Source organism: Streptomyces sp. NPDC058864 (assembly GCF_042742985.1).
In the GTDB taxonomy this organism is placed as follows: domain Bacteria; phylum Actinomycetota; class Actinomycetes; order Streptomycetales; family Streptomycetaceae; genus Actinacidiphila.
The window spans coordinates 252,782-265,021 of record NZ_JBHYMQ010000001.1 but is presented as its reverse complement, the minus strand read 5'-3'; the positions used below and the strand labels follow the sequence as shown (position 1 = coordinate 265,021).

The following is a 12,240-nucleotide window of genomic DNA, read 5'->3' as shown; positions in this document are numbered from 1 at the left end:
CGCGAAGGGACGTGAGCCGCATGGGTGACCTCCGCCGCGACGGGACCGGCCTGCTGCGCCTCGCCGGGGGCGGGACCGCCGACAGCGCGGGGATGCCGCTGGAGATCGCGGCCTCCTACCGGGCCCGCACCCGGGGGCTGCTGGGCCGCACCGGGATCACCGGGGCACTCTTGCTCACCCCCGCCGCGAGCGTGCACACCCTGGGCATGCGCTTCGCGATCGACGTCGCCTACCTCGACCGCCGGCTGCGGGTGCTCGCCATCCGCACCATGCCGCCCGGCCGGCTGGGCCGCCCGCGGCTGCGTGCGCGCCACGTCCTGGAGGCGGAGGCGGGTGCGATGGCGTCCTGGGGCCTGGTGCCGGGTACGACGCTGACCGTGCAGACGCGGGCGTGAGACACCCCATGTCCTGCCCGCGCGCCGTCCGGCGCGGCAGGCACCGAGGGCTTCGGCGGTGTCCGGGGCCTAGAAGCCCTCGCTGCCGAAGGCGTCGGCGAACTGCACGCCCCCGACGGCCAGCAGGATGCCCACGGCGACGAAGACCCCCAGGAAGGCGAACGTCAGGGCGAGTTGGCCGTACGGCACCCGGTAGCCGGCCGGAACGACCAGCGCGCGCTCCAGCGCTCCGGGGACGTAGGCGACCGTCAGCCGGTCGCCCTCGATCGTCGTGCCCGGCGCTCCCGGGTCCTCGAAGCGCACGTCGCGCCCGTCGGCGGTGCGGAACTCGAAGACGAAGTGCTGCCGCGAGCGGGTCGGGCCCTCGCCCGTCGACCCCACGGTCGTGTACACCCGTACGCAGCGTCCCTCGGCGCGCAGCCCGCCGTGCACGGCCCGTCGTATCCACAGCAGGCGGCGGCCGGCGCGCACCGCGACCGCCAGCGGTACGAGCGTGATCAGCACGGCCACCGAGGTGAAGACCACCGGTATCGCAGCGTCCATCGACATCCCCCGTCACTGCGAGGGGGCGCACGCCCCCGTTGTCGTACGGAGACACCCGGCGCGCCCGGGCGGTTCCCGCCGGGAAGGGTTGCCGAAGCCCGCCCGGCCGGCTTCCCCGGAGGGCGGGTCGGCGGGGCCGCGCCGGCACTACGCTCCCGCCATGGGCCACACCGTCCTCGCCACCGCGCTGGGCGACGTCGCCCTGCACCGCCTCGGCACCCCGGCCACCGGCACCCCGCGCACACCCGTGCTGCTGCTGCACGCCAATCCCGGCGACAGCCGGGACTACGGCGCCGTCGCGGCCGGGCTCGCCGCGGAACGCGAGGTCTTCGCCCTCGACTGGCCCGGCTACGGCCGCTCCACCGCCACCGCCCCGCACTCGGTCACCCCCGAGGGCCTGGTGGACGTGGCGGAGCGCGCCCTCGACGCCATCGCGCGGGGCGGCGCGCCGCGCGTCCACGTCGTCGGAAGCAGCGTGGGCGGCTGGGTCGCCGTACGGCTGGCGGAGCGCCGGCCTGCGCAGGTGGCCGGGATCGTCCTGGTCGACCCGGCCGGTTTCACCCGGCTCACCGCCGTGACCCGATGGTTCTGCCGTGCCGTGATGGGACGCCCTTCCCGCGCCGGGCGCCTGGTCGCCCCGCTGGCCCGCGGCTACCTGGGCCGGCTCCGCACGAACAGCGCCCGTGCCACGTACGAACGCGCGCGCGGGGTCCGTGCCGACGCGAGGCGGCTCGCGGTGCACTGCGCGCTGTGGCGCGCCTTCGCCGCGCCCGGGTTCGGGCTGACCGCCGTCCTGCCGGGGCTCGTCCCGCCCGTCCTGTTGCTCTGGGGCCGCCGCGATCCGCTGCTCCCCGTGCTCACCGACGGCCGCCGGGCCCGCCGTTCGCTGCCGCCCGGCGCGACGTACGCGGCCCTGCCCGCGGCGCACGAGGCGTACAACGAGCGGCCGGACCTGTTCCTGGCGTGCGTGCGGCCCTTCCTGGCGGAATGAGAGCCGGAGAAAGAAGACGGGCCGGTCCGCAGGGGGGGAGAGCGGACCGGCCCGAGGGGGGGGATTCCAAGGTACCGCGCCGGAACCGCTCTCCCGGTCCAAGGTCATGAGGGAGATGTGAAGGTTCCCCCGGAGAAGTTGCGCGAAAGGTGGGCGATTAGACCGAATGGCCGGGAATAGTGCCACTCGTCCGCCCGCGCCACATCCGCACCGCATACGCTCCGTCACGGAGCGCACCGGCCCCTCGGCGTGGAATTCGGGGGCCCTGCCGCCACGCCCTACCCGTGCAGGTGAGGTGTTCGGTTGACCGCGACCCGGCGTGTCATTGACGCGTCGGAATTTTCCGACGTATCGTGCCGGGCGTGGCCACCGACGTCTTCAGCGCACTCGCCAACCCCGTACGGCGCCGGCTGCTCGAATCCCTGCGGGACGGTCCGCGCGCGGTCAACGACCTCGCCGGCCGCTTCGAGCTGAGCCGGCCCGCGGTCTCCGAGCACCTCCAGGTGCTCCGCCAGGCCGGCCTCGTCCGCGAGGAACCCCGCGGTCGGCAGCGGTTCTACCACCTGGAACCGGAGCCGCTCTCCGAGGTCGGCGAGTGGCTGCACCCCTTCGAGCACTACTGGCGCGCACGGCTCCGCTCGCTGCGCGAGCTCCTCGACGAACGACCGACCAAGGAAGACCCGACATGACGACCCCCGGACCCGGCGTGATCCACCTCGACCAGTTCCTGCCGCACTCCCCCGCCACCGTCTGGCAGGCGCTCACCGACCCCGCACTGCACGCACGGTGGTGGGCGGCCGGCGACGTGCGCCCGGTGGTCGGCCACCGCTTCACCCTCGACATGGGCCACTGGGGCCTGCAGCCCTGCGAGGTCCTCGCCGTCGAACCCGAACGCCTGCTGCGCTACAGCTTCGCCGAGGGCACCCTCGACACCACCGTCACCTGGCGCCTGGAGCCGGAGGGCACCGGCACGCGCCTCCTCCTCACGCACGAGGGCTTCGACCTCGGCTCCCCGCTCGGCAGGACCGCCCTCGAGGGCATGGGCGAGGGCTGGCCCCACGTCGTCGGCGCCCTGGTGAAGCTGCTGGCCGGCGGCGCTACGACGGCCGGAACGTGATCTCCACGCGGCGGTTCTGCTTGCGGCCCGCCTCGGTGGAGTTGTCGGCGATCGGGTAGTCCTCGCTGTACCCCCGCACCTGGAACGAGTGCCCGGAGCCGCCGAGCGAACCGAGCTCCTCCGCGAGGATCTTGTAGACGGCGTCCGCCCGCTTCTTGGACAGCACCTTGCCGTGCTCGTACGAGCCCAGGTCGTCCGTGAAGCCGAAGACGCGGATGGGCTGCGTGACGCCCTTGGCATCGATGTCGGCCGCGATGGCCTTGAGCCGGGTGGTGGCCGCGGCGTTCAGCTTGGCACTGTCCTTGCCGAACAGGACGTCCGACTGGAGGGCGTAGGTGACCGAGGAGTTCGACTCCTCGTGCCGCTCCTCACCGTCGTCGGCGGAAGCGTTCTCGGAGGACGACGCGTCCGTCACGGAGACGACGTCCAGCACCTTGGGCGGCGCCAGCGTGGCCCCTTCGGGCAGCTGCAGGTCCGGGTCGTCCGCGTCCACCTTCACGGGCGCGGACGGGGTGGGCTGCGCCGTCGGGTCGTCGTCCGCCCGCGCGGTCGCGGCGGTCAGCGGCGTGAGCACGAGCGCGAGGCCGAGCACGGCCGCGACACCGGGGCGGGGGTGCGGGCGGGGACGCGGCACGGCTCACCCCTCCGCGATCGTGATCTTGGCCGGGGGCATCGTCGGCAGCTGGAACTCCACCTCGGTGGTGCCTTCCGGCGGTGCCGGGAATTGCGCGAAGAACGGCCTTGTCTCCTCGGGCCGGATACCGATCAGCTTGGTCGTGCAGAGGCAGATGCCGTCGGTGTCACGGAGCACGTAGTAGCGCTTCTTGCCGACCGAGTCGACCAGGACGGCACCGGCCACGGACGCTCCGGACTTGGCGACCGCGAGCTCGTCGCCGCGCCAAGTCGCGGCGTTGAACGTCTCGTCACCGTTGTTGGTGATGGCGCCCTTGACCGTGACGAAGCCGCCCGGGTCCCGGGTCGCCTCGTTGATCGTGACGGTTATGTCCTTCGCGCCCTTCATCTGGGCGAGTACCTGCGTCGGCGCGTCGGACGCCGCCGGACTCGATTTCCCAGGGCTCCCCGGCGTGCCCGTCCTCACGGACGGCGAGGCCCCGGCTTTCCCGTCGTCGCCTCCGCCACTGCAGCCCACCAGGACCGCGGCAAGAGCCACGGCGACCACGGCCGGGCCCTGCATCTGGATACGCATCGGTCCCCCGTTCCTCACTCGCTGAGATGGACGAAGTAGAACTCCGCCAGGTTCAGGTCGAAGTCGTCGGCCGTCGGGTCCACGGTCAGCGGGTCGCCGTCGCAGATGAACATGATCTTGTCGCCGTCCTTCCCATCGACACGGCAACGGCTGTCGACAACGGCCGTCGCAGTCGCGTGCGCCCGCATCGTCTCGGTTCCCCGGACGACGGACTTACCCACGGTGCCGGAGGTTCGGAGGGCGATCGTGGCGCCGGACGGGCCGTTCACATCGCACTCGTTGACCTCCGCGCCGTTCTGGACGGCGTAATCCTGCGCCGCCCCGCAGGCGTTGCCGCCCGTCATCCCGTTCAGGGCCAGGAGTTCCTCGATGCGGTCGAGATCTCCCGCCTCCAACGCGTCGCGGAACGGCTCACGGACGCTGTCACGAACCTCTCTCGCTGCCGCGAGGGCCGATGCATCGGCCGCCGTCTGCGCCGTGTTGCGCGCGGAGACGGCCTGACCGACGGCGAAGTAGGCGAAAGCGAGGAAGAACAGAGCGCCGACGGCCACGATGTAGATGCCGAGGGTCTGGCCGCCGTCACCTCGCCCCCGCCCGGTCAGCCGGCGTCGACGATGTCCGAGATCTTGTCGAGGATTCCCTCGAGCACGGCGTCGCCGATGTCCGTCGTCCCCGCCAGCACACCGATGATGACCGCGATCACCACCGCGATGCCCAGGTACTCGAACGACGTCTGCCCCGAGTCGCCGCGGACGCGCATGCGCGTGCGCAGCGCGGTCAGTCGCTTCACAACCCACCTGCTCATCTTCCGTGCCCCAAACCGTAGTCACGAGACGTGCGCCGGCCGCGCCCCTTGCGTCGGCCGGGATCTGGCTATCGCCGCGGGCGATCGCGGTGCCGGTGAGGTCCACGGCGCACCGCCTCCCATCGGGTCAACCCGCTGCGATCCGTGCCTGATTGCAGGTGCAAATGTGGTTGCGATTGCAAATGTACACCGCAACCCCGGGCTCCGCACCCAATATGGCGGCTCCCGTCACTACCCATCACCCGCACCGAACATGCGTTCACGGCCCCGTCACCCCCATCACCCCAACAGGTCGCCGAAGTTGATGCGCGACCCGAGGATCGTGCCCGTCATCAGCAGGATCATCGTGGCGGGGACGAGGAGCGTGGTGACCACACCGGTCGCGCGCGGCACCGTGCGGGCCGCGCGGCGGCGGGCGTTCTGGGCCTCGGTGCGCCGCATGTCCGTGGCGATCTGGAGCAGCGTGCGGGCGATGGGCGCGCCCAGTTCCTCGCCCTGCTGCAGGGCCGTGACGAACTGCCCCACCTGCTCGCTGCCGTTGCGCCTGCGCAGCTGGTCGAAGGCGTCACGGCGGCTGACGCCGACGTCCATCTGGCGCAGGGCGATGCGGATCTCGTCGCTCCAGGGGCCCTTGTAGACGGAGGCGACGCGTTCGAGGGCCTGGCGGAAGCCGAGGCCGGCGCTCACCACCACGGCGAGGACGTCGAGGAAGTCCGGGAGCGTGCGCTCGATCTCGTCGCGCCGCCTGCGGACGGCGAGCCGGATGCCGAGGTCCGTCCAGCCCAGGCCGTAGGCGACCATCAGGAGGGCGACGAACCAGTGGCCCGCCCGGAGGAGCACCAGCGCCGCCAGGGCGCCGAGGGCGCCGTAGACGGCGCGGCGGGCTGCGTAGCGGTCGACGGTGAGGCCGTAGGGGTGGCCCGCGTGGTCGATGCGGGTGCGGATCCGGTTGACCCGGGCGGGGCCCATGAGGCGCAGCACCAGGGGCGCCCAGCGCATCCCGAGGCGGTCGACGGCGTTGCCGACCTTGGTGGTGCGGGTCCGCCCGACCTCCAGGGCCAGTTGGAGGTCGCTGGGCAGCTTGACCTCGGAGCGGTAGATGCCGATGCCGTAGCAGACTCCCACCACTCCGAGGGCGCCGACGGCGGCCAGCGCGAAGGTGATCAACGCTCTCCCACCCCCCTCACACGTCGATCCGCGACATGCGGCGGATGAGCGCGAAGCCGACGGCGTAAAGGCCCAGGGCGACGAGGACGGCGATCCGTCCGGCCCCGGACCCGGTCATCGCGCCCAGTGAGCCCGGCATGATCCGGTCGAGCAGCAGCAGCGAGCCGACGCCGATGACCGGGACGGCGTACGCGGTGACCGTGACCTGGGACATCTGGGTGCGGATCTCGCGCCGGGTCTCCTTGCGCTCCTCCAGGGTCACCGTGAGGTTGCGCAGCGACTCCACCACCGAGCCGCCGGCCCTGGACGACAGGACGAGCGTGGTGACCAGCACCACCAGTTCCCGGCTGGGCAGCCGCTCCTGCAGTTCGGCCATGGCGTCCTCGATGGAGTGGCCGAGCGTCATGGCGTCGGCGACCTTCCGCAGTTCCTCGCCGGCCGGGGCCTCCAGTTCCTCCGCGGCCATGCCGATCGCGGTGCGCAGGGCGAGCCCGGCCTGGGTGGCGTTGGCCAGGACGCGGGCGAGTTCGGGCAGCTGGGCGATGAAGCGCTCGGTGCGCACTCGCCGCCGCCAGCCGAGGAAGGAGCTGACCGCCCAGGCCGCCAGGAGCGCGGCGATCGGTCCGAAGAACGGCGCCAGCACGACGTCGGCGACCAGCCAGGCGCCTGCGACCACCCCGAGGGCGGCCGCGGTGAACTGCCCCGGCGTCAGGTTGGTGCCGGTGGCGGCGAGCCGCGCGGCCAGCCGGCGGCCCCAAGCGGTGCCCCGGACCCGCCGGTCCAGGCCGGCGAAGGGAACGGCGCGCCGCTCCGCGGCCGGGACGTCGGCCAGCCGGTCGACGAGCGCGGCGCGGTCGGCGCGGCCGCCGCTCCAGGCGTGCAGGCCCCAGACGCCCAGTACCAGCGCGAGGCCGGTCACGCCGAGCACGACCAGGGCCATCGTTGGCGTGTTCACTTCGCCTCCCTGCTCGACAGCTCCAGCTCGGTCTCGCCGATCCCGAACGCCGCCGGCACGGACTCGCCGGCCAGGTGGAAGCGTTCGGCCAGTTCCCGCGGTACGGGCTGGTGGTGGAACCAGCCCCGCACGATCCGGTCGGGCCCCATCGGCTCGGCGCGGAAGCGGGTCGCGGTGGTCAGCCGGAAGGTGTCGCGGCCGCGTGAGGACAGCACGGCGATCTCGGAGATCCGGCGGGTGCCGTCGACGTCGCGGCGCAGCTGGACGATGACGTCGACGGCGCTGTTGATCTGGTCGCGCAGCGCCTCGAAGGGGATCTTCACCTCCGACATCGAGGCCAGCGTCTGCAGCCTGAGCACCGCGTCCTCGGCCGAGTTGGCGTGCACGGTGGCCAGCGAGCCGTCGTGGCCGGTCGACATGGCCTGCAGCATGTCGAGGGTCTCGCCGCCGCGGACCTCACCGACGATGATCCGGTCGGGGCGCATGCGCAGCGAGTTCCGTACGAGGTCGCGGATGGTGATCCGGCCCTGCCCCTCGACGTTGGGAGGCCGGCTCTCCAGGCGTACGACGTGCTCCTGCTGGAGCTGGAGTTCGGCCGCGTCCTCGACGGTGATGATGCGCTCGCCGTCCGGGATGAGCCCGGACAGCGCGTTGAGCAGCGTGGTCTTGCCCGAGCCGGTGCCGCCGCTGACGATGATGTTGAACTTGGCCCGCACGAGCGCGGAAAGCAGCATCAGCATGTGCTCGTCGAGGGTGCCGAGGCCGATCAGCTCGTGCAGGGCGTACGCGCGGGGGAAGCGGCGGATGGTGAGGACGGGGCCGGTCAGCGACAGCGGCGGGATGATGACGTTGACGCGCTCGCCGGAGGGCAGGCGGGCGTCCACCATCGGATTGGATTCGTCCACCCGGCGGTTGACGGTCGACACGATCCGCTCGATGGTCTGCAGCAGCTGCTCGGGGCTGCTGAACCGGGCGGCGACGGGCTCCACCCGGCCGGCGCGCTCGATGTAGATGCGGTCCGGGCCGTTGACCATGATCTCGGTGATGGAGGCGTCCTCCAGCAGCGGTTCGAGGATGCCGAGGCCCAGGGCCTCGTCCACGACCCGCCGGATGATGCCGGTGCGCTCCTTGGTGGAGAGCACCGGGCCCTCGCGGCTGATGATGTGGCCGAGGACGCGTTCCAGGCGCACCCGGCGCTCGGCGGCGGCGAGGGCGGACATCTCGGCGAGGTCGATCTCCTGGAGGAGCTTGGCCCGGTAGACGGCGACGAGGTGACCCTCCTGCGTCTGCGGGGCGGTGTCCTCGTTGGCGGCGATGCGGTCGCGCAGGCTCATTCGTCGGCCCCTTCGTCGTCCTCCCTGGGCATCGTGGCGGTCCGGGTGACGGAGCCGGGGCTGAGGCCCGGGAGCACCGACGGGATCTCCACGGTGGCGGTCGCCCGTACCGAGTCGCCCGTGCCGCCGGTGGTGCCGACCCGCGTACCGTCCCGCAGCCAGGAGCTCACCGCCTCCGTGCCCGCGGCGGAGCCGCTCACCGGGGGGTCGTGCAGCGCCGCCATGCGCGCCGCGGCGCGGGCGGCCGTACCGGCCTGGGCGGCGGTGTAGGCGGCGAGGCCCAGTTGCACCCCCGCAAGGGCGATCAGCAGCAGGATCGGCAGCATTCCCAGGAACTCCAGGGAGGCGCTGCCGCGGTCGCGGGAGCGCAGGCGGCGGTGGGTCCGGGCCGTCACGGTGCGACCGCCTCTTCGTCGACGGCCGAGGCGTGGCCGTGGACGGTCAGCGGGAAGTCGATGGCGCCGGGGAAGAGGACGGGGACCCTCAGCCCCACGGTGACCCCGACCATGCCGTCGCCGTCACTGGTGCCGAAGTCCGCGATCCGCCAGGCACCCGGCAGGTCGTCGGCGGCCGCCGCCCGGGCGTCCTCGCCGACCGCCGCGGCGCGGGCGGCCCGGTCGGCGGCGTGGCCGGCGAGGGTGAAGGTGTACCCGGTCAGCACCGCCTGCCACACCAGGACGAGCACCAGCAGGATCAGCGGCGTCATGCCGAGTGTCTCCAGGGTGACCTGGCCCTGTTCGCCGCGGCCGCGGCGGCCCCTGCGGGGTGTCACGGCGTGCCCGGGCCCCGTGAGACCGATCTCCGCGGCGAGCGTCCACACGCCCTGCTTGACGGTGGAACGGTTGTCGAGGTCCTGGAGCCGTCCGGCGTCGACCACCGCCTGGAGTTCCCGGAAGGCGGCGGGGACCACGGCGCCGGCGATCCGGGTGCCGGTGATGCGGGCGATCAGCGAGGGCTGGATCTCGCTGCCGCGGGTGTGCCGGTTGACGGCGACGACGACGTCCTCGGGCTTGCGGATCTGCAGCCGGTCCCACATGCGCACCATGCGCTTGGCCGCGCGCACGGCGACCACGTCGGGCGTGGTGACCAGCAGCGCGGTGTCCGCGGTCTCGACGGCGACCGCGTTGGCGCCGGTCATCTGGGTGCCGCAGTCGACGACCACGACCTCGTACCGCTGCCGGAGGGCGTGCAGCACGTGCCGGGCGGCGCGGTCGGTGACCTCCTCGCCGCGTTCGCCCTCGCCGGGCGCGAGCAGCAGCGCGGGCCCGGACTCGTGGACGTACATGGCGTCCTGCAGCACACGCGTGGTCACGTCGGCGATGTCCGCGAGGTCGGCGACGGAGCGGCGGAACTGGACGTCGAGGTAGGAGGCGACGTCGCCGCCCTGGAGGTCGAGGTCGACCAGGGCGGTGGACTTGCCGGCGGCCTGCGCGGCGAGGGCGAGCTGGACGGCGACGACGGTGGTGCCGACCCCGCCCTTCGCCCCGGCCACGGCGACCAGCCGGCCCCCGGGCACGGCGGGCAGGGCCGGCTGCCGGGGGCTGAGGTGGCGCCGTACGCCGGCCGCCCAGGCGGCGGCCGCCTCGACGCGGGCGCCGAGTTCGTCGTACGACAGCGGCACCCCGGCGACGCCGCGCGCGCCGGCGTCCATGGCTCCGGACAGGACGGCCGGGCTCGGATCGGCGGTGAGCAGGATGACGCCGACCGCGGGGAAGCGCAGCGCGATCTCGCGGATCACCTCGAGCGCGGGCATCGGGGTGATGCGGTCGTGGACGACGACGACCTCGGGCAGTTCGTCGACCCCGGTCTCGGCGGCCCGCGCGAGGACGTCCAGCAGCGTGGTGGAGTCCGGGAGCGCCGGCCCCGGTTCGGCGCCCGGCAGCTGGTGGAGGACCCCGGTCAGGGCCCGTGCGGTGTCGGGGTCGGGGGTGCCCGACAGGATGCGTACGCCGGTCACGAGGCGGCTCCGTCGCGGGCGAGGGTGTAGGTGCGGTCGCGTTCGGAGGGGGCGGTGGCGTCCCCCGGGGCGACGAGGGCGAGGCGTACGTGCCGGGCGAAGGACTCGGCGAAGGCGACCCGCTGGGCGTCGGCGGCGTCGAGGGCGAAGGTGATGGGGACGCCCTGGCTGCTGACGCGGCGGTTGTCGCTCCCGGTGTCGAAGGCCTTGAGCTCGCCGACGTCGATGACCCGGGCGCCGGCGACGATGATCTTCGAGACCTCGGGGTCGGTGTCCCTGCGGGGTGCGAAGGTGGCGAAGATGTTGACCCTCGCCCCCGGGGTGATCTTCCCGGCGACGCCGGTCTCCGCGTCGATCATGATCGCGATCTCCATCTGGCCGGCCCGCAGCGCGGGCCGCTCGGCGACCATGTCCGTCTGCAGCAGGGAGCCGCGGTGCAGCGGGACGGCGGCTATCTTGCCGTCGAGTTGGCCGACGTCACGGACCGCGGTGGCGGGCAGCCAGCGCTCGGGCATCCGGACCACCTGCAGCTGGGCGCGGCCGACGGCCTCGTACGCGGGCACGTCCGCGGCCAGCCGGTACGCGGTCACCTTCGGCCCTATCTGGGAGCGGGCGTCCCCGATGACGGTGACGACCCCGGCGAAGGCGGCGAGCGCGCAGAGCGCGGAGACCACGAGGAGGACGACGCCGCGACGCTGACGTGAGTTCATAGAGGTGGGGCCCTATCGCTCAAGTGCCGAGTGCTGGTGGGGGGGATACCTGCGGGGCGGGGGACGCCCTGGGTGCCAGCGAGGGCGCGCGGGGGCCCGAGTGCACGACCTGGCGCGGCCGTTCGGGGGGACGGACGCGCTGCTGCCCGTCCACCGTGGCCGAGCAGAACAGGCAGCGGTCGCCTATGACGGCCAGGCCGCACCAGCCGCAGGTGTCCCGGCGGACCGAGGTGACCAGTTGGTACAGCACGCCGACGTCGGCGATGTAGGCGGTGAACTCGACGAGCCTGCCGGTGCCCCACCAGCGCGCGGAGTCCGCCGGCAGCGGCACCTCCCGCACGTGCTGGCTCCGCCAGGTCCGCGCCAGCGGCCCGGTGACCCAGCCGGCGTCCACGCCGTGGCCCTGCGCCAGGGCGAGCTGGGTGAGGAACGCCGGGCCGGCCGGCACGGCGTCGGCCCGCGCCTCGGACAGATGCGGTTCGGGGTGCGCGAGGACGGCGAAGTGGCGCCCGGGCACGAGGGACTTCAGATGGGCGCCGACGGGCACGTCCACCCGGTCGAGCCGGGAGACCGAGCCGAGCAGGGCGCCGGAGTGCAGGTAGTGCGACAGCAGCCGGGCGGCGCCGGCGAGCACTCCGGGCCCGAGGTCGGTGGCGGCGAGCTGGCGCAGCTGCTCGGCCAGAAGCAGGGTGGCCAGCGGCGGCAGGTCGACCGGGACGATCGCCACCCGGTCCGCCTCCAGGGCCGCCCGCACGGTGTGGACGCGGCGGCGCAGCGGATCGGTGGGCTCCGGCGGGACGAGCACGACGAGGTGGCCGTGGGCCTCCAGGGCCGCGGCGGTGCGCATCACGTGCTGCTCCAGCGGGAGCGCGAGATCGTCCGCCGTGACCGCTATGACGCTCGACACCCGCGACCTCCCGGAACTCCCGCCCAGTCCCTGCCCGGAGAGCTTATCCCTGCGTAGCCGGAGCAGTGCGGAAAGTCGCCGAACAGTTGATGAAGTCGGTGGTACCCGCGGGACGCCGGACTACGCACGCCGACCGGGGTATTGACCCGGGG

At 73.4% G+C, this 12,240-nt stretch carries 16 protein-coding genes; 4 read left to right on the top strand and 12 right to left on the bottom strand.

Features of this window, described 5'->3' with window-relative positions; genetic code table 11:
* The first annotated feature begins 20 nt into the window (after nucleotides 1-20).
* Nucleotides 21-395: a DUF192 domain-containing protein gene (locus ACFW3D_RS01245; protein ID WP_500499970.1), complete on the top strand. Its 375-nt coding sequence runs from the start codon at nucleotides 21-23 to the stop codon at nucleotides 393-395.
* A gap of 69 nt (nucleotides 396-464) precedes the next feature.
* Here ACFW3D_RS01245 and ACFW3D_RS01240 read toward each other — a convergent pair whose 3' ends face one another.
* The gene (locus ACFW3D_RS01240) at nucleotides 465-938 is read right to left on the bottom strand and encodes a DUF3592 domain-containing protein (RefSeq protein ID WP_500499967.1); all 474 of its coding nucleotides are present in this window, start codon (nucleotides 936-938) and stop codon (nucleotides 465-467) included.
* A gap of 160 nt (nucleotides 939-1,098) precedes the next feature.
* Between ACFW3D_RS01240 and ACFW3D_RS01235 the strand changes: the two genes are divergently transcribed.
* The 3 genes from ACFW3D_RS01235 (at nucleotide 1,099) to ACFW3D_RS01225 (ending at nucleotide 3,046) form a co-directional block, all read left to right on the top strand.
* The gene (locus tag ACFW3D_RS01235; RefSeq protein ID WP_500499964.1) at nucleotides 1,099-1,929 is read left to right on the top strand and encodes an alpha/beta fold hydrolase; all 831 of its coding nucleotides are present in this window, start codon (nucleotides 1,099-1,101) and stop codon (nucleotides 1,927-1,929) included.
* A gap of 362 nt (nucleotides 1,930-2,291) precedes the next feature.
* Nucleotides 2,292-2,618 carry an ArsR/SmtB family transcription factor gene (locus ACFW3D_RS01230; protein ID WP_500499962.1) on the top strand — a complete coding sequence of 109 codons (327 nt, stop codon included), beginning with the start codon at nucleotides 2,292-2,294 and terminating at the stop codon, nucleotides 2,616-2,618.
* Nucleotides 2,615-3,046 carry an SRPBCC family protein gene (locus tag ACFW3D_RS01225; RefSeq protein ID WP_500499959.1) on the top strand — a complete coding sequence of 144 codons (432 nt, stop codon included), beginning with the start codon at nucleotides 2,615-2,617 and terminating at the stop codon, nucleotides 3,044-3,046. The genes ACFW3D_RS01230 and ACFW3D_RS01225 overlap by 4 nt, the downstream gene beginning before the upstream one ends.
* Here ACFW3D_RS01225 and ACFW3D_RS01220 read toward each other — a convergent pair.
* From ACFW3D_RS01220 to ACFW3D_RS01170, 11 genes are all read right to left on the bottom strand, one after another.
* On the bottom strand, nucleotides 3,027-3,680 hold the full coding sequence (locus tag ACFW3D_RS01220) for an OmpA family protein (RefSeq protein WP_500499958.1): 654 nt from the start codon (nucleotides 3,678-3,680) through the stop codon (nucleotides 3,027-3,029). The two genes, ACFW3D_RS01225 and ACFW3D_RS01220, sit on opposite strands and share 20 nt — an antisense overlap.
* Before the next feature lie 3 nt (nucleotides 3,681-3,683).
* The gene (locus tag ACFW3D_RS01215; protein ID WP_500499956.1) at nucleotides 3,684-4,253 is read right to left on the bottom strand and encodes a hypothetical protein; all 570 of its coding nucleotides are present in this window, start codon (nucleotides 4,251-4,253) and stop codon (nucleotides 3,684-3,686) included.
* A gap of 14 nt (nucleotides 4,254-4,267) precedes the next feature.
* Nucleotides 4,268-4,855, bottom strand: a complete 588-nt coding sequence (locus ACFW3D_RS01210) for a pilus assembly protein TadG-related protein (protein WP_500500172.1) — start codon at nucleotides 4,853-4,855, stop codon at nucleotides 4,268-4,270.
* Nucleotides 4,852-5,043, bottom strand: coding sequence for a hypothetical protein (locus tag ACFW3D_RS01205; RefSeq protein ID WP_405772263.1), 192 nt, complete (start codon nucleotides 5,041-5,043; stop codon nucleotides 4,852-4,854). The genes ACFW3D_RS01210 and ACFW3D_RS01205 overlap by 4 nt, the downstream gene beginning before the upstream one ends.
* 294 nt (nucleotides 5,044-5,337) lie before the next feature.
* The gene (locus ACFW3D_RS01200; protein ID WP_500500169.1) at nucleotides 5,338-6,222 is read right to left on the bottom strand and encodes a DUF5936 domain-containing protein; all 885 of its coding nucleotides are present in this window, start codon (nucleotides 6,220-6,222) and stop codon (nucleotides 5,338-5,340) included.
* Between the two features lie 19 nt (nucleotides 6,223-6,241).
* Nucleotides 6,242-7,180, bottom strand: a complete 939-nt coding sequence (locus ACFW3D_RS01195) for a type II secretion system F family protein (protein WP_500499955.1) — start codon at nucleotides 7,178-7,180, stop codon at nucleotides 6,242-6,244.
* Nucleotides 7,177-8,514: a TadA family conjugal transfer-associated ATPase gene (locus tag ACFW3D_RS01190; protein WP_500499953.1), complete on the bottom strand. Its 1,338-nt coding sequence runs from the start codon at nucleotides 8,512-8,514 to the stop codon at nucleotides 7,177-7,179. Before ACFW3D_RS01190 ends, ACFW3D_RS01195 begins: the two co-directional genes overlap by 4 nt.
* Nucleotides 8,511-8,909 (bottom strand): TadE/TadG family type IV pilus assembly protein, encoded by a 399-nt coding sequence (locus ACFW3D_RS01185; RefSeq protein WP_500499951.1) that lies wholly within the window; start codon nucleotides 8,907-8,909, stop codon nucleotides 8,511-8,513. Before ACFW3D_RS01185 ends, ACFW3D_RS01190 begins: the two co-directional genes overlap by 4 nt.
* Nucleotides 8,906-10,471 carry a CpaE/TadZ family protein gene (locus ACFW3D_RS01180; protein WP_500499948.1) on the bottom strand — a complete coding sequence of 522 codons (1,566 nt, stop codon included), beginning with the start codon at nucleotides 10,469-10,471 and terminating at the stop codon, nucleotides 8,906-8,908. The genes ACFW3D_RS01185 and ACFW3D_RS01180 overlap by 4 nt, the downstream gene beginning before the upstream one ends.
* Nucleotides 10,468-11,181, bottom strand: a complete 714-nt coding sequence (cpaB, locus tag ACFW3D_RS01175; protein WP_500499947.1) for a Flp pilus assembly protein CpaB — start codon at nucleotides 11,179-11,181, stop codon at nucleotides 10,468-10,470. The genes ACFW3D_RS01180 and cpaB overlap by 4 nt, the downstream gene beginning before the upstream one ends.
* A 19-nt stretch (nucleotides 11,182-11,200) precedes the next feature.
* Nucleotides 11,201-12,088, bottom strand: a complete 888-nt coding sequence (locus ACFW3D_RS01170; RefSeq protein WP_500499945.1) for a hypothetical protein — start codon at nucleotides 12,086-12,088, stop codon at nucleotides 11,201-11,203.
* Nucleotides 12,089-12,240: the final 152 nt, after the last annotated feature.